General features: G+C 61.1%; 15 protein-coding genes and 5 pseudogenes. 6 read left to right on the top strand and 14 right to left on the bottom strand.

Annotated elements, in window-relative coordinates; genetic code table 11:
* Positions 1 to 39: 39 nt before the first annotated feature.
* The 3 genes and pseudogenes from BQ7477_RS11810 to BQ7477_RS01160 all read right to left on the bottom strand — a co-directional run bounded on the left by BQ7477_RS11810 (position 40) and on the right by BQ7477_RS01160 (position 4271).
* Positions 40 to 261 (bottom strand): hypothetical protein, encoded by a 222-nt coding sequence (locus tag BQ7477_RS11810; RefSeq protein WP_159430569.1) that lies wholly within the window; start codon positions 259 to 261, stop codon positions 40 to 42.
* Between the two features lie 441 nt (positions 262 to 702).
* A pseudogene (locus BQ7477_RS01165) lies at positions 703 to 2145 on the bottom strand (glutamine synthetase family protein); the annotation flags it as partial.
* Positions 2146 to 3638: 1493 nt separating this feature from the next.
* On the bottom strand, positions 3639 to 4271 hold the full coding sequence (locus BQ7477_RS01160; protein ID WP_234968609.1) for a GNAT family N-acetyltransferase: 633 nt from the start codon (positions 4269 to 4271) through the stop codon (positions 3639 to 3641).
* A gap of 4339 nt (positions 4272 to 8610) precedes the next feature.
* On the opposite strand from BQ7477_RS01160, the gene BQ7477_RS01145 reads away from it, so the two are divergent.
* Positions 8611 to 9108, top strand: coding sequence for a hypothetical protein (locus BQ7477_RS01145; protein WP_073982502.1), 498 nt, complete (start codon positions 8611 to 8613; stop codon positions 9106 to 9108).
* 37 nt (positions 9109 to 9145) lie between these two features.
* Here the strand turns inward: BQ7477_RS01145 and BQ7477_RS01140 are convergent, their stop codons facing one another.
* A complete protein-coding gene (locus BQ7477_RS01140; RefSeq protein WP_234968608.1) occupies positions 9146 to 10222 on the bottom strand; it encodes an EcsC family protein in 1077 nt (358 codons plus the stop codon).
* Between the two features lie 123 nt (positions 10223 to 10345).
* Here BQ7477_RS01140 and BQ7477_RS01135 point away from each other — a divergent pair, with 123 nt between their 5' ends.
* Positions 10346 to 11164: a type III secretion system chaperone family protein gene (locus BQ7477_RS01135; RefSeq protein ID WP_073982501.1), complete on the top strand. Its 819-nt coding sequence runs from the start codon at positions 10346 to 10348 to the stop codon at positions 11162 to 11164.
* A 99-nt stretch (positions 11165 to 11263) separates the two neighbouring features.
* On the opposite strand, the gene BQ7477_RS01130 is transcribed toward BQ7477_RS01135, so the two are convergent.
* Entirely contained in the window at positions 11264 to 12751 is a 1488-nt protein-coding gene (locus BQ7477_RS01130; protein WP_073982500.1) for an alpha-amylase, read from the bottom strand.
* Between the two features lie 126 nt (positions 12752 to 12877).
* The gene (locus tag BQ7477_RS01125; protein ID WP_234968607.1) at positions 12878 to 13888 is read right to left on the bottom strand and encodes an EcsC family protein; all 1011 of its coding nucleotides are present in this window, start codon (positions 13886 to 13888) and stop codon (positions 12878 to 12880) included.
* A gap of 146 nt (positions 13889 to 14034) precedes the next feature.
* Here BQ7477_RS01125 and BQ7477_RS01120 point away from each other — a divergent pair, with 146 nt between their 5' ends.
* Entirely contained in the window at positions 14035 to 14907 is an 873-nt protein-coding gene (locus BQ7477_RS01120; protein WP_073982499.1) for an EamA family transporter, read from the top strand.
* 129 nt (positions 14908 to 15036) lie between these two features.
* Here the strand turns inward: BQ7477_RS01120 and BQ7477_RS01115 are convergent, their stop codons facing one another.
* From BQ7477_RS01115 to BQ7477_RS01085, 6 genes and pseudogenes are all read right to left on the bottom strand, one after another.
* Positions 15037 to 15573 (bottom strand): hypothetical protein, encoded by a 537-nt coding sequence (locus BQ7477_RS01115; protein WP_338072937.1) that lies wholly within the window; start codon positions 15571 to 15573, stop codon positions 15037 to 15039.
* A 421-nt stretch (positions 15574 to 15994) separates the two neighbouring features.
* Positions 15995 to 16882, bottom strand: a complete 888-nt coding sequence (locus BQ7477_RS01110; RefSeq protein ID WP_073982497.1) for a DUF6318 family protein — start codon at positions 16880 to 16882, stop codon at positions 15995 to 15997.
* Positions 16883 to 16981: 99 nt separating this feature from the next.
* A pseudogene (locus BQ7477_RS01105) lies at positions 16982 to 17260 on the bottom strand (hypothetical protein); the annotation flags it as partial.
* A 304-nt stretch (positions 17261 to 17564) separates the two neighbouring features.
* A complete protein-coding gene (locus BQ7477_RS12725) occupies positions 17565 to 18017 on the bottom strand; it encodes a hypothetical protein (protein WP_338072936.1) in 453 nt (150 codons plus the stop codon).
* Between the two features lie 523 nt (positions 18018 to 18540).
* On the bottom strand, positions 18541 to 19425 hold the full coding sequence (locus BQ7477_RS01090; RefSeq protein WP_073982494.1) for a DUF6318 family protein: 885 nt from the start codon (positions 19423 to 19425) through the stop codon (positions 18541 to 18543).
* 288 nt (positions 19426 to 19713) lie between these two features.
* Positions 19714 to 22644, bottom strand: a complete 2931-nt coding sequence (locus BQ7477_RS01085; RefSeq protein WP_073982493.1) for an AAA domain-containing protein — start codon at positions 22642 to 22644, stop codon at positions 19714 to 19716.
* Between the two features lie 381 nt (positions 22645 to 23025).
* Between BQ7477_RS01085 and BQ7477_RS01075 the strand changes: the two genes are divergently transcribed.
* The gene (locus BQ7477_RS01075; protein ID WP_159430568.1) at positions 23026 to 23271 is read left to right on the top strand and encodes an Lsr2 family DNA-binding protein; all 246 of its coding nucleotides are present in this window, start codon (positions 23026 to 23028) and stop codon (positions 23269 to 23271) included.
* A 203-nt stretch (positions 23272 to 23474) separates the two neighbouring features.
* Here BQ7477_RS01075 and BQ7477_RS01070 read toward each other — a convergent pair.
* Positions 23475 to 23861: pseudogene (locus BQ7477_RS01070) on the bottom strand (DUF6318 family protein); the annotation flags it as partial.
* Positions 23862 to 24160: 299 nt separating this feature from the next.
* On the opposite strand from BQ7477_RS01070, the gene BQ7477_RS01065 reads away from it, so the two are divergent.
* Together BQ7477_RS01065 and BQ7477_RS12925 are read left to right on the top strand one after the other, a co-directional pair.
* Positions 24161 to 25081, top strand: coding sequence for a hypothetical protein (locus tag BQ7477_RS01065; RefSeq protein WP_129582455.1), 921 nt, complete (start codon positions 24161 to 24163; stop codon positions 25079 to 25081).
* 107 nt (positions 25082 to 25188) lie between these two features.
* Positions 25189 to 25965 (top strand): annotated as a pseudogene (locus tag BQ7477_RS12925) (site-specific DNA-methyltransferase); the annotation flags it as partial.
* A 327-nt stretch (positions 25966 to 26292) separates the two neighbouring features.
* Here the strand turns inward: BQ7477_RS12925 and BQ7477_RS12920 are convergent.
* Positions 26293 to 26414: pseudogene (locus BQ7477_RS12920) on the bottom strand (IS30 family transposase); the annotation flags it as partial.

Genomic DNA, 26414 nt, shown 5'->3' with positions numbered 1-26414 from the left:
CTATCGACCGCTGTGCCCCTCGTTGCGCAGCAGTGCCAGTCAATGGGAGCGGGCGCACAGGCCTCCTCCGCGACACTGACGGATGTGGACGGTGTCACGGGCTGTCATTTCACGTGGGAGCTGGAAGATGCCGGCGTCGAGGTCGTTACGATCGACGACGGCGGTGTCTTCCATTTCCATTCCGTGTCGGCGTCCCTGCTGGAGGGCTTTTCCACCCCTGAAGCTGTTGCCACCATCGACTCGGTGACTCTGGTCGCGCATGCCTCCACGATCGTCGAGGCCTCCGCCGGGGGGGCCATCACATCCGCGGGCGCATCCACGAAAACCGACGCAAGCACAGTGACGTGGCTCAATGTGAACGAGGACGTGAACGCTACAGGCACGGTCGATCCCAGCGCTGTGGATGTTGCCTCCTCGCCATCCCCGGCTGCGGCGCTCCCCTTCGCTCCCCAGAAACCACGCGGAGGTGGCTTACTCTCATCGTTGGCACTGATCGTGGCAATAACCGGTGGCGTCGTTGTCCTCGCTTTCATTGGCGCAATTGCGCGTCGGGTCGGTCGGTCGCGTCAAGCAAGCGCCGACGCGCAATTCGAGCGAGACGCGTTCCTGCGCGCCGCCCAGCGTGAGGCAGCACTGGATGCGCGGACGGCCTCCTCCCCCTATGCCTGCGCCCGGTCCGCACCTGAGGGTTCTGCGCTCGNAGTCGGCCAGGTCGTCGCGCAAGTGCACGTCACCCAGCTCGACCAGGCGCGATGCCCACGAGTCGATAAGGCCCGCGGGAAAGACGCCCAACGCCTCGTAGTCTTCGCGCTGGGCCAGGAGACGCCCGGCGGCTTCGAAGCAGGAGGAGGGGAGTCGGTCGAGGCCGGGGGTCTGCGAGGCATCACCGTCTACCTTGCGGCAACGCGCGTAGTCCGCCATGCCTGGCTGCGTGAGTCCGAGCCTTGCTGCAACGGTGACGCCCGCGAGCAGGAGATGAACGGCTGCCGATCCGTCTGGGCTGCGCAGCTCGATCGTCTGCGAGTTGTTGGGCAGGCCACGGATGGGTGGCTCGTTCGGGTTCGCGTCGCGAAACATCGAGTCATCGACGTTTTGCCACCCGAGTGGTACGCGTACCAGGACTGAGCGGTTGCGGTCACCCCAGCAGATTGACGTCGGCGCCTCCTGGTGGGGCACGAGTCGCAGGAACGAGGTGGGAACGGTGTTACCGAAGGCGGTCAGCGATGCGGCGTGCGTGAGATACCCGCCGATAACCTTCAGCGCGTCCTCAGTGAGCCCTGCGCCGGTGGAGAACTGGTTGACGCCGTCTTTGACGAGTCGCGTGTGGAAGTGCATGCCGGAGCCGGCCTGTCCGACGGCGATCTTGGGGGAGAATGACACTTCGATGCCATAGGAGTGCGCGACCTCGCGCAGGACCCACTTGGCCAGAACCATTTGATCGGCTGCCTCGCACACATCAACGGGCAGGAATTCGATCTCCTGCTGAATCATCTGGCGTCCATCTGACACGAAGTTGCCGACCTCGGAGTGCGCGTATTTGACGGCGCAACCCATGCTCACCAGGTGTGAAAGGGCCTGTGTACGCACGTTCTCCCACTTCGAGAATGGCCCGGATTCGTGGTAGCCGCGCTGGGGTTCGACACGGAAGAGGGGGTCCTGCGGGGAGAAGAGGTAGTATTCCAGTTCACCGAGTGCCTCGAGTGTGCAGCCTGTTTCCGCCTGGAGGGAACGTTGGGCTTTGCGGAGGATTTCCTGTGGCGCCGAGGCCAGGGGGGCGCCGCTCACATCGTAGAAATTGCAGAGGAACTCCAGGGTCGGGATTGATGAGAAGGGATTGAGGAAGGCGGTCGATAGACGAGGGACGACGTAGAGGTCGGAGGAGGTGGCTTCAACGAAGGTGAAGAGAGACGACCCGTCGACGCGCTCGCCGAGCGTGAGGACCCGATCGAGGTGTGCTTTGGATTGGATCGCGAAGTTCAGGGTTTTGAGCCGACCGTCTCCCCCGACGTAGCGAAGGTTCAGCATCGGGATGTGGTTGTCTTCGATGTATCCGATGATGTCGGCCTTCGTCAGCTCCTTCGCTGGCTTTCTGAGGGCCTGCACAAGCGGGTTTGGGCTGAGGGAAACGGTGTCGGTTGAGAGCATCTCAAACTCCTCGTTGAGCATGACTGGTATCCGTCATTGTGACTCACACTACCACTTTCCAGGACCCTCATCCGACGGCACAGCAAGACATGACGCGAGCAGGCGAGCGAATGTTTGAGTCAAAGGATAAAACGTGTTGGTCGCGGCTCGGCCCCCGGCGTCGGCGGCGAGGTGTCGGGCTGGCACACTCGCGTCGCAGCGCCTCAGACGGGATGCGCCCCATCGGGAGGATTGCACCCGTTAGGGAGGATTGCATCTGATTGGGAGGATTGCACGTGATCAGTTGGGGTTGAATCTTCCCGATCGGGTGTAACGCCCCATCGGCAACAAGCGTCGCCTGGGAGCTGGCCGCCTGTCGTCCCCTTGTCATTGCCGGCGACTTCCCACAGGCGTTTATCGGCGCCCGCCGGGCAGTCCTGCACCGGTGAGGGAGCATGACACCAGGGGTAATGGTGGGGGTTTTGCAGCATTAGAAGCCTCCCTTCGGCGTGTCGCCGGCGTGTCGCGCCCCTAATGGTGCAATTCCCCCCATTTGGTGGCGCAGTCATCGGCAGGCAAGTCACGCACGGGTCCACGCGCGCGGCGAGGAACGCAGGCAGCTAGCGCGCTCACAGCAGTTTCGCATGCAATTCGATTGGGTGAACTTTCAACAGTATCTACAAACGTTGCAATTCCAACGATATGGACGCGCGGCGCGACACAGTGTCGGGGGAATTGCATGCGACATTCATGGAAAACTCACCGGGCGGGAGTCATGCGCTACCACTCGTAGCACCGCCGGTAGCGCAGCCACTGGCGCAGCCGGTGGCGCGCCGGTGGCCTGGCACGGTGGATACCGTCGCCGCAAACGACCTGCCCACGCCCCACCGTGACAGATCAAGGGACCACGCACAGACTCACAATTTAACAACCACCTCCAACACCAACTTTCCTGCACCAACAAGCCGAAAAGTCACCACACAACCAACACGCTTTGTCCCTTAACCCAATTGTTTCGAAAGGCCACAGGCCTTGAACGATGCTAGTGAGACACACTCTCAGGATCCCGCCGCAGTCACCGTGACAAACACAGCACCACCATCCCGTGATCCTGCACCAGCCCCTGGGCCTGTGCACACTAGCGGGCTCGCCCACGCGCACGTCATCTGGCAGGCCCCTACCCCATGCCAGCACCACTGTGCACCCCAACTGTGAAGCGCTCATAATGCTGCAACGCTCACTCCTCGGATTCCTAATCCCATGCTTAAGAAATGGGGGCAAATCAGAGTCTATAGGTCAATGGATGCTCGACACGCATCTCAGGTATTGGCACCTACGCGTCGCACGCTTGGCAGGCTTACACATGACTCTATCAATCGCTCAGCTTCTAACTACGAGGATCGCGCCTTCGACCCCACCACTCGCACATTATGTGCACGATGTCACACCATAATTCGACCGTCGACGCGAGTTCTGACAACCGTCAGCTAGCGAGCACTGGGGGCGAAATCCCCTCAGGTGTCGAGCAGTTCGGCTCGGCGCTGGAAAGCCCAGATCGGACAGGTTTGTTCCCTCATTCGAACCTCAACAAGATCGAGCATTTCGCAACCGCCGTTCGCATAGAAACGCGCGTTAGCTTCCGTCGATGTCACGAACCCATAGGCTCGGCCCCCACGCTTTGCCACAAAGTCCGGCAGGACTTTGGCGACAAGCCACCTCCCCACGCCTCGACCATGCATACGTCGATCGACTGACAGGATCTCGAGGTACCAGTCAAAGTCTCCGTTATCGATGGCAACCTGGTCACCTTGATCCGCAACCTGAGTGAGGTCCGCGATGAGTCGAGGACTTGCATAGCGGAAGAGACACAGACCACCGCTGAAGAAATTACGCCAGAAACCGACCTTTCGATCATGCATGAGTGCTACCGCGATGACGTGCCCATTCTCCTCGACAACAAGGGCATTTCTGCTCGCTATATAGGCTTTGACAAACATCTGATTGAGCACTGAGAGGCATTGAGGGTAACGCTCCGACCGGTAGAGATAGGGTTTGAGCATGACATGGAACGGATAATCGAGAAACCCCTCGGTGATAATCCGCGTCATTTCAGCAACATCTGCGCTGGTTGCAGGGCGGCACTTCACGGTAATCCTCCACTGTTATATCAGAGTACACCTCCCAACAAGGTCGAAAACTTGACCACAGGTAGGCAGTTGTCATACTACGCGATACACCTGCATCTCACCTTGTCAGTGAAGGGGATTTTTCTTTGACATATTCACGCGTTTTGTTTGACGAACGGTCAGGCAAATCCAGACTTGGGACCCCTCTTTGCTTTGCATGTGCGAACGGACGATAATCGAGTGACTCATATCAGGAGGATGGATGCGTCTCTTTCGCGCCTTGTGCGTCGTGCTCGGGGCACTGCTCAGCGTGGCGACCCTGCCGTTAGGGTCCTACGCCGCTGACGCATTGACGCTGTCGGAGGCTTTCGTCCTCACTAAGGATGGTCAGCTCGTCGATACGCTGACCATCACTGATACCTCGGGGGTCATGACTGACTCAGTATGCACCCCCTATGAGGGCAACTCCACCGACCACCGCGTCGAGTTTGTCGTGCGCAACGGCGTCAGTATCTGCCACATGCAGCTCATGTACACGCGAGCGGAGGATGAATCCGAGTTCACTATCAACGACACTGGCGAGTATGTTCTGACAGCACGCACAGATCACACCCTGACTGAGTACCGCAAGACGTTCGGGGATTCCCTCACGACGACATCTGTATCGCTCAGCGTCGAGGGGGACGTGTTGTCTTCGACTGCTGGTGCTGCCAGTTCTGCGATGGCTTACGAAAACAGGTCGTTCACCGTTGTCACGTGGGATCGTTCCGTACCTGACGTCATCACAGTCCGAGGGACGTTGGCCGCCGGCGGTGACCGCTCCAGTGCAGGCTCGTCCCACGCATTGAAGAATCCGTGGGGCGCCACCCCCCTGCCGGGTACCAACGGTGATACTTCGACACAGAACCCCGACACGGCTGCCTCGGCTGGTCCGTCGCTCGGACTTTTGATCGGACTCATCGTCAGTTTGATTGTCGTCGTGTTGGTCGCTGTTTTCGCTGTCTACGCCGTGCGGGCGAAGAAGTCTGAGGAGAAGGCTAAGCCGAAGGACGAGGCGCAGGCCGAGCTGAGCGCCGAGCCGCGAGCAGAGCCTTCGGTTGAGCCAGGGGGCGGACCTAACGCCAAGGCGACATCAAAAGATGCCGAGCATCCTTCGTCTTCCCCCAGTATGGAAGGAGCTGCGTCACTCGTTCATGCACGGCCCTCTCCTCTACTGTGGCGTACCGACTATGAGCCTTACTGCACACCTCCTTCACTTTCTGAAGACCCCATGAGTAACGAGAGTGGATGTCACTCACGGCCTCACGTCCCCACCGAAGATTCCCGACGTATCGAAATCGAGGACCCCTTGCAGCCCAATACCCCTTCCCCAGAATCCCGGCGCAACGGAATCGAACCCCCCTCATTTCCCACGCCTCCTGCTTCCACGAATCAAGGAGGTTCGTCTGCTGACGGATCACGTTTTTCTGCTCCCGGCACGGACGCTCCCACCGCTCATCTAACTCCTCGCGAAACCGGCTTCGTATGGGTACCGCGATCGCGCCCCGCGTCTTCTCAACCGACACCCGATGCTGTGCTTCAGCCGATGAAGCAGCCCCGGCGGAAGCGTTCTCGTGGCGGTCACCGCCCGGCGGTATTCCCTGAACGCCCTGTCCAGGGGACCACGCAAGCGCCGAATGCGGTCGCACCGGGGCAGATGCGCCCGCCGGAGGGGATGCCCTTGCGTCCTCCGCAGGGTATGCCGATGCAGCCCCCGCAGGGAATGCAGGTGCGTCCATTGGGTGCGCCAGCTGGGTCTACTCGTCGCTCGGGTTCTGTGACACCACCTCAGCCCAATGCACCGTGGGGTCCTCCCTCTGCGAACCAAATCCGGGCTGCCTTCCCGCCCCCAGGGGGTACCCACGCATCCTCGCGTCCTTTCGATGTCCTCCCTCACGCGTCCAGCGAGAACAGCTTCGATAGTCCTCAGGCGACCTTCTCGGCACCCAGGCAGGAACAGATTGTCGTTTCCAGGACCGAGATTGTGTCGGCTTCCGAGCCTGCAGCCCATGGGTTCCCTGACAGCGAAACCATTCCCTTCCCCGGGTCCGAAGCTCTCAATGTTCCTGGGCCTGAGCCGGTTGTTGTGTCCGATGCTATTCCGCTCCCTCCGCACGAACCGACCGTCGCGCCCGAGCCCGAACCGGAGCCGACCGTCACGCCCGAACCCGAGCCGTACGCTGCTCCGCAACCCGCACCCGAGCCGTACGCTGCTCCGCAACCCGCACCCGAGCCGATCGTCACGCCCGAGCCCGAGCCGTACGCTGCTCCGCAANAGTCCTGCACCGGTGAGGGAGCATGACACCAGGGGTAATGGTGGGGGTTTTGCAGCATTAGAAGCCTCCCTTCGGCGTGTCGCCGGCGTGTCGCGCCCCTAATGGTGCAATTCCCCCCATTTGGTGGCGCAGTCATCGGCAGGCAAGTCACGCACGGGTCCACGCGCGCGGCGAGGAACGCAGGCAGCTAGCGCGCTCACAGCAGTTTCGCATGCAATTCGATTGGGTGAACTTTCAACAGTATCTACAAACGTTGCAATTCCAACGATATGGACGCGCGGCGCGACACAGTGTCGGGGGAATTGCATGCGACATTCATGGAAAACTCACCGGGCGGGAGTCATGCGCTACCACTCGTAGCACCGCCGGTAGCGCAGCCACTGGCGCAGCCGGTGGCGCGCCGGTGGCCTGGCACGGTGGATACCGTCGCCGCAAACGACCTGCCCACGCCCCACCGTGACAGATCAAGGGACCACGCACAGACTCACAANTTCATCGCGCCAGAACCCGAACCCGAGCCGTATGTCGCTCCGCAGCCCGAACCGGAGCCGTACGCTGCTCCGCAGCCCGCACCCGAGGCGACTGAAGCCCCCGTGTCAATCCCCGTCCCGACACTTAAACCGGTCACCATCCCGAAGACCGAGCCAGTCATAGCGCCCGAACCGGAGCCGACCGTCACGCCCGAACCCGAGCCGTACGCTGCTCCGCAACCCGCACCCGAGCCGTATGTCGCTCCGCAGCCCGAGCCGGAGCCGTACGCTGCTCCGCAACCCGCACCAGAGCCGGAACCAGAGCCATTCATCGCGCCAGAACCCGAACCGGAGCCGTACGCTGCTCCGCAACCCGCACCAGAGCCGGAACCAGAGCCATTCATCGCGCCAGAACCCGAACCGGAGCCGTACGCTGCTCCACAGCCCGAGCCGGAGCGGATCGTCACGCCCGAGCCCGAGCCGACCGTCACGCACGAGCCGGAGCCGTACACTGCTCCGCAGCCCGCACCCGAGGCGACTGAAGCCCCCGTGTCAATCCCCGTCCCGACACTTAAACCGGTCACCATCCCGAAGACCGAGCCAGTCATAGCGCCCGAACCGGAGCCGTACGTTGCTCCGCAACCCGAGCCGGAGCCGTATGTCGCTCCGCAACCCGCACCCGAGCCGACCGTCACGCCAGAACCCGAGCCGGAGCCGTACGCTGCTCCGCAACCCGAGCCGGAGCCGTATGTCGTTCCGCAGCCCGCACCCGAGCCGACCGTCACGCCAGAACCCGAGCCGGAGCCGTATGTCGCTCCGCAACCCGCACCCGAGGCGACTGAAGCCCCCGTGTCAATCCCCGTCCCGACACTTAAACCGGTCACCATCCCGAAGACCGAGCCAGTCATAGCGCCCGAACCGGAGCCGTACGCTGCTCCGCAACCCGCACCCGAGCCGACCGTCACGCCAGAACCCGAGCCGGAACCGTACGCTGCTCCGCAACCCGAGCCGGAGCCGTACGCTGCTCCGCAACCCGCACCCGAGCCGTACGCTGCTCCGCAACCCGAGCCGGAGCCGTATGTCGTTCCGCAGCCCGCACCCGAGCCGTACGTTGCTCCGCAACCCGCACCCGAGCCGTATGTCGCTCCGCAACCCGCACCCGAGCCGTATGTCGCTCCGCAACCCGAACCGGAGCCGTACGCTGCTCCGCACCCCGCGCCCGAGCCGACCGTCACGCCCGCACCGGAGCCGACCATCGCGCCCGAGCCCGAGCCGGAACCAGAGCCATTCATCGTGCCAGAACCCGAACCCGAGCCGGAACCGTACGCTGCTCCGCAGCCCGAGCCGGAGCCGTATGTCGCTCCGCAGCCCGCACCCGAGCCGATCGTCACGCCCGAGCCCGAGCCGCATGTCGCTCCGCAGCCCGAGCCGGAGCCGTACGCTGCTCCGCAACCCGAGCCGGAGCCGTACGCTGCTCCGCAACCCGCACCCGAGCCGACCGTCGCAAGCCAGCCAGAACCGGCCCAGGCCTCGTACTCGATGCCGGTCGAAGACCCGGAACCGACGACCGCGCAGATGCCGCAGATCCCCACGTTCTCAGCTTTCAACTGGGATGCGCCCCAGGCCAGCGATCGGGTTCCCGAGCAGCAGATGGATAGTGACACGATCGCACCCGTGGAAGCCCCGGCGACCGAGACGGAACCCGCTGGTCATTACGCTGTATCCCAGCTGCAGGACTTCGATTCCGTGATCGCACCCCCACAGGAAGCGCAGCAGGTCGCTTCCCCCGCAGCGATGCCGCCGCAGGCCCCGCCCATGCCCGCCGCGTTCCAGGAAAACTGGAATACGGAGTTCTCATGGAACGATGAAGCGCGCCGCGAGCAGGGACACGAAACGAAGCGCCGCCGCCGCTGGCCCTGGTCCAGGCACTCCAAGAAGGAACGCGACGAGGAAACTAAGCCGACCCTTCCGGAGGTGGACGAACGCGACGCAGCCACACGCGTGCCAATCATCGCTGTCGACGCTCAAGACGACGACTGGAACGGCTGGCAAAACTGGAATTCGCGCGGCTAACTCAACCGGCCACCTCAACAAAGCCGAGGGGCAGTCGCTAACGCGACCGCCCCTCGGCCTGCGCGAGTTCCACGTAGCGGGCAATGTCGGCTCTGATGTCGTCGGCCAGCGTGACGCTCACGGTGCCCGAGGGAGTATCCCCGGCCTCGTCAATGTGCCCGTAGCGTTCGACGAGGAAACGCTCGCGATACAGGTGGTCGGCTGTGTCGCCGATGGTGCGCATGAGGGAAGCGTTCAGACCAGCGCCCACGATGATGCCTGCAACCGGGACGATCTGCGCGAGCTTCCTGCCGACCAGACGAGCACCCAACGCCGAGAACAAAGAGTTCAACGCGGCGGCAATCGCGCTGTTTCCCACGGAATCCATGGGTCCGCGCTTAGCGAGGTCACGCATCACCTTATTGAACGCAAGCATCGTCGCTTGCTTCTCCAGGACAAATTCACGTCCCGCCCCCTCCGGGTCGATCGCTTGGGAGAGAACCATCGTCGAAAAGAGGTTTTCTGCTGGGTCAACGGTGTCGTAGCCGTAATAGGCGGCCGTGTGAGACACGAGACGCGTTGCCGCAGCTAAAAACGTGACGATGTCGAGAGCAATCGCGGAGGTCGTGACGCCAACTCCGGGAGCTGAAGCCACGCCCATGCCGAGGAGAGCAGCAGCTGAACCGCCCGACGCGAACACGCCACTAACCGCGCCCTCAGCGGCTGCGCTACCCGAGTAGGCGAGGTTCAGACGAGGCTTGATGGCACGAATCTGCGCGAGGCTCAGGCTGCGAATGTCCGTCACACGCTCAACGCGATAACCGGCCGAACGGTACGCCTTCAGGATGCGCCTGCGACGCACCGACGCCTCGGACGCAGATGCTGCCAGGTCCACCAGGCCCAACGCGGCAGACGAAACCGCCCGAGTGATCGCATCCCCACCGGGAACCTTACGTGCGACAGCCGCCACCTTCCCCAGGGGCGCCAGCGCTGTTGAACGGATCCGCTGGGAAATGACGCGCGGGCGCGTCGGGCGGACCTGCGCAGCTTTCCACTGTTGAATTTCCTCCCACTGGGCTGCGTCGTCGGCGCTCATGCGCGCACGCGACTCGTTGCTCATCGGGCTGTCATTCATGCCGGTTTCGTTCACGATGTAACCCTACACAGCGACGAGCATTGACGCGGCTCGTGTCTGCGTTCACCCCTGTTATGCTTAGGTTCGCGTCAATATTTGTGGCCTCACGATGGAGGAACATCCGTGGAATCGCGCTCAGAACTCATCGCGCAAATTAATGATTTGCACGAAGAGAACGAACATCAGAAGATCATTGCGCTCATTGAACGCCAACCGCCGGAGTCGATTGACTACGAGCTGACAGGCCTTCTCGCGCGCGCTTACATTAACTATGCGCAGCCTTACATGGATTCTTTTCGCGAGCACATCTCGCACGCTGTTGATCTGTTGCGAGGCATTGAAGCGGAGGGGATGGCCGACCCGGTCTGGTACTACCGCATCGGCTGCGCACTGTACTGGCTGGATGAGGAAGAGAGCGCGCTCACTTACCTCGAGCAGTGCATCGCGATGGACCCCGGTAATGAGCACGCGCCGGAACTCATTGACCAGTGCAAGCGGGCACTTGATCGCCGCAGGATCGTCCGACCGGTGACGATTGAGAGGATCACAGACTTTTTCAAGCGCAACGACTATGCCTACGAGATCAACGGCAGCCGTCTGCACACCGGTTTTCGCAACGGGTTCTACATATTCTCGGTTGTTAACGAGGGCACGGACGTGAGTATGTGGGGTGCTGTACGTGAGGAAGTGTCGATGGACCTTCGCCCGCGTTTGCTTCAGGCGTGTAACGACTGGAACAGTGTTACCACCTGGCCTAAGGCCTACGTGTCATCGCTTGATGACGGTACCCAGCGCCTGTGCGCGGAGCAGTTTGTGACCGCGCGCATGGGCTTGACCGACGCGCAGCTCGACATTAGTCTTGAGCGTTTCATTTCTGCTGCGGAGACCTTCTTCAAAGAGGAGATTGAGCGTATCCCCGCTCTCGGCGGCACGAGCGAGTAGAGCGCGTGCCGCGTCGGCTCGCACTGTCACGAACCCTTGGCCCGGTCACATCGACGAGGCCGGGGTTCCCTAACGCTGGGATGCGCGGCACGTAGACGTTCAGATTCGCGGGACGTAGACGCTCAGGCCTCCGTCGCTGACGGCCCCCGTGAGTGTCCCATCGTCGGCGACGAGCACGGGCGGGTGGCCGCCGATGAGGCATTCCCATTCTTCGCCCGCGTGGTGGGCGCCCACGTACAGGGTTTTCTCGGCGGCGCGGCGGTCGGAGAGGATGACGGCGCAGCCGGTGCCGGGCACGTCCGCCCTGCCTTCGCGGGCAAAACCGACGACGTCCGGGTCGTCAAAGGCGCTGTGCTGGGGGCCGATCGCGGCGCGGAAGCGCACGCCCATGAGGATCGGGAGCTCACGCACGGCGGGCAGGTCGCCGGTCTCGGGGGTGCCCAGGAGGTCGCCCCAGAAGACGCAGGGCACCCCGGCCTCGTTGAGGAGGATGAGCGCGTAGGCGGCGGCTTTGAACCAGGAGGCGACCGTTGAGGCCAGGGATTGTCCGGGCTGCGTGTCGTGGTTTTCGACGAAGGTGACGGACAGTTCGGGGATCGACGCCGTGAGCGTGCCCTCCCACAGGCGCGACAGGTCGACGTTTCCGTCCGAGACCGAGGCCTGGTGCAGGTGGTAGTGCAGGGGCACGTCGAAGAGCATGGCGTTGGGGACTTCGTGCAGGTAGGCTTCGAGTTCGCGCACGTCGCCGCTCCAGTATTCGCCGACGGCGGGCAGCAGGCGGCCCGTGGAGGTACGCAGGTCTTCGAGCCAGCGCGCGTAGAAGTCAGAGCCGACGTGTTTGACGGCGTCCAAGCGTAGCGCGTCGACGCCGGTTGTTTCAACGTACCAGCGGCCCCAGCGGTCCAGCTCGTCGCTGACGCGCGGATCGGTGACGTGCACGTCGCAGCCCATGAGGTAGTCGAAGTTGCCGAACTCGGTGTTGACGGACTCGTTCCAGTGCTTGCCTTCGAAGAGCCACAGGCCCTTGCGTTGCGTGGCTTCATCCCAGTCGATGCCGTGGAAGCACGTCCAGTCCCACGTGAAGTCCGAGTAGGCGCCGCCGCGCCCCGGGAACGTGAAGCGGGTCCACGCTTGGATCGTTTCGGGGTCGCCGAGGGCCTGGTGGCGGTCCTGCGGGTTGATCGGGGTGGCGCGCACGGTTTGGGTCGCGTCCGCGCCCATGCGGTGGTTGAGGACGATGTCGGCACACACGGCGATGCCCGCCTCGTGCAGGGCGTCGATGGCGGCCAGGTATTCGTCCCTCGTGCCGTACTTCGTGGGGATCGTGCCCTTCTGGTCGAACTCGCCCAGGTCGTACAGGTCGTAGACGCCGTAGCCGACGTCGTCGAGGCCGAAGTCTCCTTTGTAGGCGGGCGGTAGCCAGATGATGGTGACGCCCAGGTCCGCGATCGCTTGCGCGTGCTGGGCGAGGTAGCGCCAGTGGCTCGCGTCGGGGGTCATGTCCCACGCGAAGGCCTGCAGCATCAGGGGCCCTGCCTCTTGCGTCGAGGAGTGCAGGGGCATCTGTTTCGTGTCGCTCACCCGCATATGGTGGCAGGTTTGCCCTCCTCGGGGCGGGCGAGTCGTGTAAACAGTGGTGCGTTAAACACGTCCGGGACGAGGCCGTGGCTAAGCGTCACGCTGAGCGCGGTCCCGGCCTCGTTGGTGATGTCGTTACTTGCGGCGCCCGAAGAGGCCCTTGACACCGCTGGTGACACCCGATGCTGCGCTCACCACACCAACCGCAGCAATCCCAACTCTCCCTTGGAAAGCCGCATCAGTAGCGCCCACGATGCTCTGTTCTTGTTCAACAGAGTTCGCTGTCGTGATGGCCCGCTTCCACATCTCGACCTCAATTGCGGGAGGAGGTAGCTCGCGCAGATGCTTCTTCAGTCGAGATGACTGCGACTGAAGCGACATATAAGTCAAGCCGCTCGACACAACGCCGCCAATGACGGGGAGCACCTTCGAGAATCCCTGAGTGAAGGCCTTCTTGGTCAGATTGACGCCGATCATTTGCAGGGTCTTTTTGACAGCCCGATACCACGAGGTCTTCATCAGGAACTGCTTGGTCACTTGCTTTTTGACTGTGTCCATCACAGTCGAACTGGCGAAAGAGGAAAGAGACATAGCTGCCTCTTCAACGTCGAGCATCACGCCAAAGAAAATGGCGATGATACCAATCGTCTCCTCGTCCACCTCTTCCTTCGCTCCGAGTAATTCACGCCATCCGTAGAGGTATGCAAGCTTCTGCACGATCCTGAAAGCATGCACGTAGTACTGCGTAACATCAGCAGGGATCGTCCCGAGCATCGCAAATCCACCGGGAATTCCCGCAGCAAAGGATATTGCTGCGGACTTGTTTGTCTCGTAGGAGATAACTTGCTCAGCCAGCCTATCGAGTTCAGCTAGCGGGATGCCAGCAAAGGCAGGGTTGGTATCGATCGCCCTCCGAATCACTTCTTCGGGCACGCCACGCTCACGCAGTTCCTGGCGCAGGAAGTCGTCGCGATTGATGCGCACGCCGGGCACGCGCACGACCTTCTTCAGGAATTCGACCGCATGCTGTTCAGCCTCGCTCCGTTGAGCTGCCGTCAACTCCCCACCACTTGTTTCACGCTGCAGCTCTCCCCCATTTCCAACGTTTTCACCATGAGAGCCCGGTTTGTTGGGACTGCCCCACATGTCGTTCCTTTACACTCCGTTGTCACCTCACCACGAGGCCCGGATACGCGACAACTATAACCTACTTTTTCTTCGATTTTGCACGCATGACACACCGTCATTTTGCTCGGGTGCGAGGACGTCGGGAACGGACATACTCTGGTCGTATGTGGATTCTCGCTGCCTCCCTGTCAGCCCTGTTCGCAGGGCTGACTGCCGTCCTGGCAAAGGCCGGGGTCGCGACGACGAACTCGACGGTCGCGACGGCGCTGCGCACGGTTGTGGTGGTCGCGGGGGCGTGGGGCATGGCGGCGCTGACCGGCACAGCCTCCGGTGTCGCTTTCATTGATGGGCGCTCGCTGGTTTTCTTGGTGTTGTCCGGGTTGGCGACCGGCGCCTCGTGGCTGTGCTACTTCGCGGCGCTGGCGCGGGGGAACGTGTCTCGGGTGGCTCCCATCGACAAGCTGTCGACGGTGCTTGCGATCGTCCTGGCGCTGGTCCTGCTGGGCGAGCCGGTGAGCGCGTGGGGGGCGGCCGGGATCATGGCGATCACGGTGGGAACGCTCCTCATGGTCGAGCCTTCCGACCTGTCGGGCCTGCCTCGTGCGCTGCGCGGGGGTGGCAGCTGGCTGGTGTACGCGCTCGCGTCCGCTCTGTTCGCGGCGCTCACGTCGATTCTCGGAAAGGTCGGGATTTCGGGGGTTGATCCGACGCTGGGGACGGCGGTGCGCACGCTCGTTGTTCTGGCGATGGCGTGGGTGATAGTGGTTGGGCAGGGGCGCATTCGTGAAGTTGGGGTGATCCCCGTGCGCGAGCTGGCCTTCATTGTGGCTTCGGGTGCTGCTACGTGTGCGTCGTGGCTTGCCTATTACCATGCGTTGAAAGAGGGGCCAGCCTCCGTGGTGGTGCCCATCGACAAGCTGTCGATCCTGGTGACTGTTGTCTTCTCCGCCATGATGTTTCACGAGCGTTTCACGCGCCGTTACTTGGGTGGTCTCGTGCTGATGTGTGCGGGTACGGCAGCCATGGTGATCGCATAGGCGCGCCTGGCACTTTCAGCTGCCGTCGCCTGGCCACGCGGTTTCGTTCTCGCCCTCCTTCGTCTGTTTCACGCGTGTTTCACGCATTCGAGGCGGCAGATTGTAGCGCGGTTCACCGTCAAGCTTCCGTTAGTGTCCTTGTTTTTCTTCCCAGGTGTCGGTGTTGTTGATGACGAGGTGGGATAGGGGGAAGGGGCCTGTTGTTTCGGTGGTGGTGACCAGGCCGTTGATCGTCTGGGTCTCCCCCGTGAAAGGATTCGTGGCCGTGCCGCTCCAGGTGGTGGTGAGGGTGATTTCTCGGTTTTCGTGGGGGTAGGGGCCATCGAGCATGGAGCGCCAGCCTTGGGGCGGTGTGTAGTAGTGGCGGATAAGACGCGGGTCATTGTTCGGGTCAATGCCCTGCTCCCACGCCAGGCCCGGGGAGGTGGTCACCGTGTTGGGGGTCCCATCGCCCCAGGAATACTCATAGTTCGTGGCGGTCAACGTGATCGTAATATCGCGGCCCAGCAGATTAATGACGTGGGTCTGAGCAGGGGAGGTGACCGAGACGATCGTGGGGACGAACCGGTTCGTGTACGACACACCGTCGGGCCGCTTACGCAAACCCGCACCATCAGCTCGCACAACGGTCGCAGCGTGGTACAAAAGCTCCCTAGTCGTCGGCACCTGTTGAGGAGCTGCGGGCGCACTATCCCCCTGGAACATGGGAGTGCACGCGTACGGAACGCTCCTCCCATCCGGCATCTCCATCATATGCGCCTGCCCGTCGCAGATACGCCCGGACATAAACGTCTGCGCATCAGAGCTCGGCTCTGTTTCGTTTGAGTAATGCGCTACATCGTCTCTGAGTGTCGTTTGCTGGGCGTTAGTTGAAGGATTCGCAGACGATACTCCACCCCACCTTTCGTCATTAGTTACCTTCACTCCGTCAGCTCCGTCTGTTTCTGCGAGATGATCCCATTCATGGTTCGAATAGCCAGAATCATTACCTATTCCATCCCACTCATGAGCAATAGCTGCCGGGACGATACCACCACAACACATGAATGAGACCATCACAACAGCCAACATGTTGCGACATTTTTGCTCAGTTTTCACGACTTTCAGCCCTTCCCTGCGTCTGAATCCAATGACCGTCTCTCCACGTCATCAAAATAGATATAGTTGTTTGATACTCATCATTCCTAGTCACGATCTTCTGACCAATACACTTAGTACCATCCACGGCTCGCGCACTGAATTTCATCCCAATAGTATGCTCAGTCACATCAGCGCCATTGGTGGGAACTGACTCAAGAATGTAGACATGCTCAATTGTGAGCGTATGCCCGAATGTCCACCCGTTGACATAGTCATTATTAATCTTCTGAATGAGAGAGCGCGCAAAACCGCTCTCAGGATCTGAAAGCTCGGTAAGGTAGGCAGTATCACCCGTGTTCCAGGCATAGGTAGCCACGGCAAGATAGTATTCGGCAGCTGCTTCTGCTCCTCTTTCTGTGTTCTCTTTGGCCTCCTCGGGTAGTTCGGGTTTGGTGTAGGTGGATGCTGCGTGTTCGGCGGGGCGTACGAGGATGCCGTCTGGGCCGATTTGGTAGCCGCCGGACATCGCCGCCTCGGTGGGGGCTGTGGCCGAGGCAGTGGGTGCGGGGTTGATGGGCGGGGTGGTGGTGGCTGCGACGGTTGGCCTTTCGCCCCAGGCCGGCCACCAGCCCTCGGCGACCCCGTTGATGTACACGGCGAAAACCGCGCCCGCGAAGAGGGCCACGTAGACCACGCGCATCCCCCAATAGAACGGCTCAACGTGCAGCCACGCACGTGCGCGGGCCCGCGCGCCCTTGGGGCGTCGCGCTTTGACCTCGGCGCGGTAGTCAGCCCACCGCCGACGCAGCGTGTACTTACGCGGCGCCGACTCGCGGCGGAATTGTTCCTCGTCTTCGTCGGTGACGGGACGCTCCGAGAGGGGTGGGACCATCATGGCGTGTGCTCCTTTGCTGTGCCTGCGTCGCGTGTTGTTTCTCGTGTTGGCGGTGAGCCGGTGTTTCATGGGGCGCGCCTCGTGAAACACTGGTGTTGGTTAGTGGCCTTGTTTTTCTTCCCAGGTGTCGGTGTTGTTGATGACGAGGTGGGATAGGGGGAAGAGTCCTGTTGTTTCGGTGGTGGTGACCAGGCCGTTAATCGTCTGGGTCTCCCCCGTGAAAGGATTGGTGGCCGTGCCGCTCCAGGTGGTGGTGAGGGTGATTTCTCGGTTTTCGTGGGGGTAGGGGCCATCGAGCATGGAGCGCCAGCCTTGGGGCGGGGTGTAGTAGTGGCGGATGAGACGCGGGTCATTGTTCGGGTCAATGCCCTTCTCCCACGCCANGGATGCCCCAGTCCACGATGTCGGCGTCCATCCACGCTCGCACCCGAGCCTTCACTCCCGCAGGCCGATTGCGTCGTGCCTGCGCCCGGTGGTTGGCCCACCTTTGGCGCAGCGTGTACTTGCGGGGGGCGGATTCGGCTCGGAACTGTTCCTCGTCTTCGTCGGTGACGGGACGCTGTGAGAGGGGTGGAACCATCATGGCGTGTGCTCCTTTGCTGTGCCTGCGTCGCGTGTTGTTTCTCGTGTTGTTTCTGAGCTGGTGTTTCACGGGGCGCACCTCGTGAAACACTGGTGTTGGTTAGTGTCCTTGTTTTTCTTCCCAGGTGTCGGTGTTGTTGATGACGAGGTGGGATAGGGGGAAGGGGCCTGTTGTTTCGGTGGTGGTGACCAGGCCGTTGATCGTCTGGGTCTCCCCCGTGAAAGGGTTCGTAGCTGTGCCGCTCCAGGTGGTGGTGAGGGTGATTTCTCGGTTTTCGTGGGGGTAGGGGCCATCGAGCATGGAGCGCCAGCCTTGGGGTGGGGTGTAGTAGTGGCGGATGAGACGCGGGTCATTGTTCGGGTCAATGCCCTTCTCCCACGCCAGGCCCGGGGAGGTGGTCACCGTGTTGGGGGTCCCATCGCCCCAGGAATACTCATAGTTCGTCGCCGTCAACGTGATCGGAATATCGCGTTCCAACAGATTAATCACGTGGGTCTGGGTAGGGTTCGTGACCGAGACGATCGTGGGGATGAATCTGTTCGTATATGACACGTCGGGGGGAAGTTTATGGATTCCGGCCCCGTCAGCGTGGATGATGGCCGCCGCCGCGTAAAGAATCTCTTCCGTCGTGGGCTGCCGACCGGGATCTTGGTCGTGGTCGTTGCCGTGCTGTGCTGCTGGAGGGAGAGGACACGCGTCGTCGTAGTTCGTACTGGAGGCAGCGTTGCCCTTAGGTCCCGTTCCTGGAGCTGACGCCTTGCATCGCGCCCACTCCTCATACGCCAATGCACGAGGATCAGGCACAGAATCAGCCGTCTTTTGACTACGCTGAGCATCCACAGACGACGAACCAACACTCGACGATTGCCCAGACGAGTGAGCATCGACCGCTTCTTGCAAATAAACGCCAAGAGTGTCTCGATTCCCCTGAACGCAAAGATTCGTACTTTGTCCCATGAGATTGTCACAGCCCGCACTTGGCGGCGCAAAAATGTCTGCTGCCATAGCAGAGTTTGCATTTGCGCAAAGAGTAAGAAATCCTGCCAGAAATGAACACGTCAACCGCGTCCTACTGCTAGTCTTCACGAGCCATACTCCCGCCAGTAATGACCCATTGCTCATTCTTCCAGGTTACATAGTATGCGAAGGTCGAATTGTACTCATTGCTCTCGACGCTAGTTTTCTGTCCAACGCATCTGACCCCATTGCTTGAAGTCACGCCGAATACCACTGCGACGGTGTTCGCCTGAGCTCCAAGTTTCCCTTCCGTAATAGGCTCAACGGAAACGATACTTGTCACCTTTGATGTCACGTCGTACGCCCAACCATGATCGTATAGTTCGTGAATTGCACTGATATAGAAGTCCCTCAGATCATCTCCATCTTCGGACATGTCTTCGAGGGGATACGTATCACCTGTATTCCAGGCATAGGTGAGGAGCGCGTGGTAGTGCTCGGCTGCGAGTTCTGCTCCTCTTTCGGTGTTCTCTTTGGCCTCCTCGGGTAGTTCTGGTTTGGTGTAGGTGGATGCTGCGTGTTCGGCGGGGCGTACGAGGACGCCGTCGGGGCCGATTTGGTAGCCGCCGGACATCGCCGCCTCGGTGGAGGCCGTGGCCGAGGCAGTGGGTGCGGGGTTGATGGGCGGGGTGGTGGTGGCTGCGACGGTTGGCCTTTCGCCCCATGCTGGCCACCAGCCCTCGGCGACCCCGTTGATGTACACGGCGAAGACCGCGCCCGCGGCGAGGGCCACGTAGACCACGCGCATCCCCCAATAGAACGGCTCGACATGCAGCCACGCCCGTGCGCGGGCCCGCGCGCCCTTGGGGCGCCGCGCTTTGACCTCGGCGCGGTAGTCAGCCCACCGCCGACGCAGCGTGTACTTGCGGGGGGCGGATTCGGCTCGGAACTGTTCCTCGTCTTCGTCGGTGACGGGACGCTCCGAGAGGGGTGGAACCATCATGGCCTCTCAACCTCCACAACGAGGTGTCCTCTGGCACACCACCATCGTCGACAGTGTGCCCTGTTATCACGCAAGACTACGTGCGGAGACAACACATAACAATAAGAATACGTTGTAACTACAGTCGGACATTCTCCCACCTCACCCGCACGAACGTGCACCCACCCCCACAACCGAACCCCGACCTCGTCAAACGCGGATGCAGGAGAACCACAGGGCAGCAAACGCAGCTGTCACACATCCCACCAATCGGACACCGACCACCGATCACCGGGTGCCGACCACCGATCAGAGCAGCTTGTCGAGTGCCTCGCGGATGAGGCGCTCCTCCCCCGAGCCATTCGTCGGCAAACGCAGGACGGGCACACCGTACGCGCCCATGATCGAATCTTTGAGAGCGTCGCGCTTGCGCTGGGCCTCATCGTTGCCGTGATACGCCCAGCCATCAACTTCGATCGCGAGGACCAGCTTGTGCGTCACCCGCGAGTACACGCTGAAATCGAGCGCACTATCGGTGAACACGAAGGCGCGCTGTTCCTCATTCAGGCGGCGCGTATTGGGCAGAATGTCTTTGAGGAACTCCTCGATATGAAAGTAGAAACGAGCGTACTGAGGTTGCGCGAGCACCTCGCGCAGGCATTGGTCGGCAATGTTCTCGGCGGGCGAGCGCCGACGGTCGGCCCACTTGGCGCGCGAGTAACGTTCGAGCGACGCGCTGTAGGCGTTATAGAGGACATCGAAAATGGAGACGATGTCGGACTGGACGACGGCGCTTGGGTCGTACATTTCGATGTAATCGAGCAGTGTCCTGATGTTTCGGCTCAGGCGGACGCCGCCGTGCGCGGTCACGACGATGAGGCGGTCTTTCGCACGCGAAACGATCACGTTCGTCATGGAGTCCGCATCATAAAACCCGCTCGCTCCCGCCCGGTCATCAGAGTTGAGGACAGTGGACAGGACCACCGTGCCCGCGCCGCGCCCCTGGAACTTATGCGCGGTTTCGGCCAGCCACCGAGCATGGCCTCCGCCCCCAGCATCCGCCAGGATGCGGTTGTTCAAGTTCGTCGCCTGAGCCCGGAACGGGGTCACGATCCCCAGCACGAAGTCGCCGGACGTGTCTTTGTCGTCTGCGCCGATCCCCTCGCGTATGAGGTGCATCTCCTCCAGCTGGGCGATGATTTCGATTTCCCGCTGCGAGAAGAAGCCGCTGCCGCGCGGGGCGCGCCGCGCGTGATTCCCGGGTGCCGCGTACACGATGGCGAGCGGATCAGGTGCGTGTGCGCTGGGCACGCGCATTGGGATGAGCTGACCGCCGTAGTACATGCGGTTGCAGAATTCGATGATCGCCGGGTGACAGCGGTAGTGTTCCTTGAGCAGGGTGCTGGGTGCCTGCGCGGACTGTGCCATCATTGTGACGGAATCAAGCAGCGACACTGATCGCACGTCGAATCGCTTGTCGGGAGGCGTGCGCGTGCTCTCGTCCCACCCCCGAAAGATCGGGCCGATCTGTTTGGCGTCACCGACGACGACGGCGTTGCGTGCTTTGCTGAGCGCGGCCATGCCCTCGGGGAGCAGGACCTGGGAGGATTCGTCGATGATGATCCAGTCGAGCAGCGTTTCTTCGGCCAGGTTGTTGCGGATCGAGAAGCAGGTGGATGCGATGACCGGGTAGGTGCGCACGAGGATGTCTGTTTGCTCGTTCAGTCGCGCGGTTGGACTCAGGCGGGTCGGGCGCTGGCGTTCGAAACGTTCCTGGAGTGCGGCGTCCAGGGTCTCGCGGGAGCGGCGACGGTAGCGTGCACTCACCTCGTCGAGGCCGTGGCGGGCAACTCTGTCCTCCGCTTCCTCGATACGGTGGGTCAGTTCGCTTTCGCGTGCGTGATAGAAGGCTGCTTGGAGCGCTGACTGCACATCCGTGTCTGCCAGGTCAACGCCTTTGAAGGATCCGTATGTGAAGTAGCGGCGGACCCGTTCAACGATTCCTCGGGGGCTGTGCTTGGGCTTCGGTGCGCACCGGGCGAGGGCGAGTAGGTCGGCAATCGTGTCGGAGCCACGCCGCAGGACAGGCAGTCGGGAAATATCGGGGAGCGGGTGGCGGCTCTCGCGTACTTTTTCGTCGAAGAGACGGTGCTCGCGTTGGGTCGCGGACAGGTCTGCTCGCAGCTGGGGGATGTTGCGCGCGTCCTGCCATAGGGCGAGAAGCTGTTGTTCGTCGGCGTGCAGCCCAGCCTCGTCGACGCGGGCGGGTGCTCTCGCCGTCGCGTGTGTCGCCGTCTGCATCCAGGCCTCGCGCTTCTGCTCGAGGATACCCTCGCGCCGGTGGAAGTCATCGATGCGTTCCTTGGAGCCGAGGCTGGCTACCAGGAATCCGTAGCCTTCTTCCGTCAGTTTGTCCACGACGTTATCCACCGCGGAGTTGGCGCCCGCGACGACGCCGACCGTTTTGCCTTGCGCGATGAGCGATGCAATCAGGTTGAGGATCGTCTGTGTTTTCCCCGTGCCGGGTGGGCCTTCAATGATCGAGATCTGCCGGGTGAGGGCGGCTCGGATAGCGTTGCGTTGGTCGATGTTGGAGTGGAAGGGCATGATGAGGCGGTCGCTCGCGCCCGTTTTCGTGGAGCAGGTGCCTGCGAGGAACGCTTCGAGCGCGGACCCTCGCGGCGCCTGCCTGAGCCATTCCCATACGTTGGCGAGGATCGCTTCGGGTAGTATGCCTGTGGCGCACACCCATTTGGGGTACCGGGCGTTCGGGTCGAGTGCCGCCCCGGCGCGTCGAGCCTGCGCGCGCACTTCGTCGCGGACGTAGTTGAGGGTGGCGGCGAGCTGCCGCTCCTGTGGGGTCGCGTACGTGACACGCACTTCGGGGGTGCTGTAGCGTCGAAAGGTGAGTTCCCCGTTGGCTGTGCGGTACGCCAGCGTGTAGCGCGGATCGTCCGGGTTTCCTGGGTGGCGGAGTGTCCAGAGGGACTCGACGTTGTTCCAGCGCTTGCCGCGCACGCGGACCTCGTCGAGGGCGTCAATGTCGTGACGTTCGACTTGGTCGTAGAGGCGTGCCCGGTCTTCGCCGTAGTGGTATTCGCGCGTGCTGGTTGTGTACGTGATGACGATTCGGTCTCGCTCGCGTCTGGCTGTCGCGATTTTCCACGTACGGTCCTCCCATTGGTGCGTGTTTTCGTCGTGAATCAGCACGTGCATTGTGCGCGGATCGACGGACTTCATGCCCCTCCCCCAGTGAGTTTTACGTCCAGGATAGGTGACTTATCACTCGGGCGGTAGGTTGTTGGACACCCACCCGGCACGCGTGCTGGACGCAGATGTGCATGGCGCTCCGTATCGTGGCGCTATGGGTATGTCACTTGTTTTTCTCCTGGTTGGACTGGTCGTGGGCGCTGCGCTCGGGTACGTGGGGGCGGTGGCCTACGCGCCGCGGTGCGCGAGTGGGTGCGCGACGTCGAGCGCCAGCCCGAGGCGCACGAGGATTGACGAGGTCGTGGCTGGTCCCCGGGTCGTGGACGACGAGTGGGGTGCTGGGTGTGTCGTGAGACGGATGCTCGACCCTCGTGTACACATATGACTATGACGAAGCGTGACGATACAAGCATGGCGGAACAGAACGCCGAAATCCGGCGGTGGGCGGAGGAAAACGGCCTGACGGTCGGGGCGAGGCTGGGGCAGCAGCCGGACGCGGTGGAGCGAGTCGCTCCTCGAGTGCCGATCGTCGAGGTCACGGTGCGCATCGACGAGGACGTGTACGAGGCGGCGATGCTACGTGCGACCTACGACGGATACGACAATGCGTCCGAGGTTGTCGAAGCGGCGCTGCGAGAGTGGGCGCGGGGCTACTAGGCTGCCACAATTACTTGATGGCGGAATCCGCGAACGGCTGTGAATGCGAATCCGTATCGATGCCTGGTGCCTGCTCTTGTGGGGATCTGCTCGCGTTCTGTGATGACGGCATGGGTGGAAGTCCGCTCAGCAGCAAGGACCTCGACCTCTACCCGCAACCCCCGACGAACACCCGGTCACTCACACTCAACTCGGAAGAGCCTGTTTTCTTTGGCTTCTTCAGGTAGCTCCGACTTTGTGTACGTTTCTGCACCGAACTCGGTGGGGCGCCCGAGGACTCCGTCGGGGCCGATCTCGTAGCCGCCCGACATGGCGGGTTCGCTCGATGCTGACGGCATGGGCGCGGGGCGCACGGTGGGTGTTGCCACGGTGCTGGGATGATCGTTCCACGAGGCGATGCTCGCAGCCAGCGTGTAGGCACCAACAGCTGCCACAGCCACCAGTACGGTGAGTCCGATACTCATTACCCACGGGCGTAGTGCTGCTCTCCTGGCTGCTAGGGAGCGCTTCTTGCGGCGTGATGATGGGGTGAGGAAGGCCTGATCTTCTTCCTCGGTGACGGGTTGCTCGGATGGGGGTGGGACCTTCATGGTGTGTGTGCCCGCCACGGTGAGGTGTCCTCCGACGCGACCCCACCCTTGGGAGCGCGCCTCTTCTAATAAGGGTACGCGTAGAACCGACACGAAATACTAAGAATGCTGCGTAACGATCACGCAAATCCTCCCACCCGCATTCCCAGAACCGCACGGATGTGCGGAGGGAAGTGAAATTCCTGGTTTTGGACGTGGGTATCTCCTCGCTGAGCAGCGAGTACAAGCCTGGTGTTTGACGCGTGTACGCAGATGTGCATGGCTACCCATACTCTCTGCTTGACAGTCAGATGCTGTCGATGAAGAACGTGATCGATAAGAAAGGAAAGATCGTGTCTTGGATTGTTGAACTTGTGATCGGTGTTGTGTCCGGTGTTGTCTCCGGGATCATTCTGGCGAGATTGGTACCGGATGTCTCTGTGGCCCCGGAACCTACAGCATCAGGAGGAGGCACCGTAACCCAACAGGTGATGGCTGCAAATGGTGATGTCATCACGGTTGCTGGAGATGGGAACTATGCCCATATTGGCGACGACAACTCTGTGTACGTGAATGTCGCCGGCGATAGTCAGCGGGGGAGAGAGACTAGCGATGGGGACATGTGGCTGATGATTGGGCTTGGCTTTGCTGCCTTCGTCGTCATTGCTATCTTCCTCATGAGGTACTACGAGATTCTGGTGGGTCTCCTCGTGATCACTTCCGTGTTCTTGATGACGATGTCGTTGCTGACTGCAGGCCTATCCTTGCGGAGTAGGCGCGTGTCGAAGCCTCTTCGCTCCTCCATCGTCGCGAGCTTTCTGGCGGTTACGTCCACCTACGCGACCTACTGGTCGTGTTTCATCCTGTCTACAGGAAAGTCCAGCCTGTCGATCCCGGATCTCAGTCGAATGCTGTCTGAAGCAACCGGCGACGACAAGCTGGTACCGTTCGCTGAGGCTTTCGATCTACTCAGTGCTGAGCGTGCCTTCCCCTATGTCTCAGTGGTCTTCATGGCGATGCTCGTGACGGCTGTGCTCTGCTTCTTTGCTCTTGGCATGATGATTCGAGAGTTCTGTGAGCGCCGACTTGCAACGAGTCGCGCGGGTAGCGTCAGCGCCTGGCTTATCGATCATCTTCCCGTTCCTGGCTGGCACTACATTCTGGGTGCCCTGCTGCTTGCCTGCGTGCCAGCCGTGACTGTCGTTCTCTTCCGCTACGTTCAGCCGACCTGGCTTAGCTAGCGTTAGCAACGATCATGGTGCTGTCCCCGCGCGGCTGTCCGCGCGGGGACAACCGTGTGCGATGATAGTGGGGCAAGACTTCAGCCGTTTAAACAACGGAGCAATTCATGTCAGATACGATCAGTCAAGTTCCGGGCACAACACCCGATTTCACGACAGAGGCGGCGAACAAACTCGCTCGACTGTTCCCGGAAGTCGTGGCGGACGGAAAAGTTGACATCGAGAAGCTTAAAACCATCCTCGGAGTCGATGTTGATGACGCCCGTGAGAGATTCGGTCTAACTTGGCCGGGCAAGGCACAAGCCATCCGTGCAGCGCAAACACCGACGACGGCAACCCTGAAGCCCGACAAAGAGAACTCTGTAGATTGGGACGCCACCCAAAACGTGTTCATCGAGGGTGACAACCTCGAAGTCCTCAAGGTCTTGCAGAAGCACTACTACGGGCAGATCAAAATGATCTACATCGACCCGCCCTACAACACGGGTAATGATTTCGTGTACAGCGATGATTACTCTGACTCAATTGGCTCATACTTGGAGCTTGCGGGTCAAGCCGACGAACACGGCAAACTTTCTACGAACTCCGAATCAGCTGGCCGTTTTCACTCGAACTGGCTCAACATGATGTATCCGCGTTTGAAACTAGCTCGCGATCTTCTTGCGCAGGATGGGGCAATTTTCATCTCTATTGACGATCATGAGCTTGAGAACTTGGTTTCACTGTGCAACCAAGTATTTGGAGAGGCAAATCGTCTCAATACGTTTACTTGGGTGTCGAATCTCAAGGGTCGACAAATCTCCAAGTCTGGAGCGGCTATAACCAAGGAGTATATCCTGTGTTATGCGCGGTCTGCCTCGTTCGTACCTGAATTTAAGGCGTCGGGCCAGGAGCTCAAACGACTTATGCCAGATACTTACAAGGGATTCAACTACGAGGTGCTAACTGATGAAAAGGGTGCCTTTGTTGTCAAGAATGAGCTTTACAACACTAATTCTGCTTTTAACGAAGAGACTCGCCCGAATCTCGTTTTTGACATCTATTTCAACCCTGAAACTGGTGAAGTAAGAACCGAAGATGTATCCAACAGTCATCTTCACTCCGGTTTCGCAAAGATCCCTCCGCATGCAAATAGCAATGGAAAGCATAAATATCATGCTTATAGATGGAGTAGAGAGAAGATTGCGCGCGAAACCGATGACTTGGCGGTGTCAATGGGTGGTAGCAATGAGTTCGTTGAATGCTTCTGTTGGGGTGCGGTAGCCGAGGGTGGCTCTGGGGCAGTTGTTCAGTTCGTAGGCGATGGCGTCGAGGTAGGGTTGGTGGCTGGTGA

Source organism: Actinomyces bouchesdurhonensis (assembly GCF_900128465.1).
GTDB lineage: Bacteria > Actinomycetota > Actinomycetes > Actinomycetales > Actinomycetaceae > Pauljensenia > Pauljensenia bouchesdurhonensis.
The sequence above is the reverse complement of the archived record's forward strand: the minus strand, read 5'-3'. Positions and strand labels throughout refer to the sequence as shown.

Excerpts from the sequence above, each read along its gene's own strand:
- BQ7477_RS01130 (WP_073982500.1), bottom strand. The coding sequence starts at position 12,751 with ATGCGGGTGAGCGACACGAAACAGATGCCCCTGCACTCCTCGACGCAA.
- BQ7477_RS01110 (WP_073982497.1), bottom strand. The coding sequence starts at position 16,882 with ATGATGGTCCCACCCCTCTCGGAGCGTCCCGTCACCGACGAAGACGAG.
- BQ7477_RS01140 (WP_234968608.1), bottom strand. The coding sequence starts at position 10,222 with ATGAATGACAGCCCGATGAGCAACGAGTCGCGTGCGCGCATGAGCGCC.
- BQ7477_RS11810 (WP_159430569.1), bottom strand. The coding sequence starts at position 261 with ATGCGCGACCAGAGTCACCGAGTCGATGGTGGCAACAGCTTCAGGGGT.
- BQ7477_RS01090 (WP_073982494.1), bottom strand. The coding sequence starts at position 19,425 with ATGATGGTTCCACCCCTCTCGGAGCGTCCCGTCACCGACGAAGACGAG.
- BQ7477_RS01120 (WP_073982499.1), top strand. The coding sequence starts at position 14,035 with ATGTGGATTCTCGCTGCCTCCCTGTCAGCCCTGTTCGCAGGGCTGACT.
- BQ7477_RS01085 (WP_073982493.1), bottom strand. The coding sequence starts at position 22,644 with ATGAAGTCCGTCGATCCGCGCACAATGCACGTGCTGATTCACGACGAA.
- BQ7477_RS01075 (WP_159430568.1), top strand. The coding sequence starts at position 23,026 with ATGGCGGAACAGAACGCCGAAATCCGGCGGTGGGCGGAGGAAAACGGC.
- BQ7477_RS01145 (WP_073982502.1), top strand. The coding sequence starts at position 8,611 with ATGCCGCAGATCCCCACGTTCTCAGCTTTCAACTGGGATGCGCCCCAG.
- BQ7477_RS01065 (WP_129582455.1), top strand. The coding sequence starts at position 24,161 with ATGAAGAACGTGATCGATAAGAAAGGAAAGATCGTGTCTTGGATTGTT.
- BQ7477_RS01125 (WP_234968607.1), bottom strand. The coding sequence starts at position 13,888 with ATGTGGGGCAGTCCCAACAAACCGGGCTCTCATGGTGAAAACGTTGGA.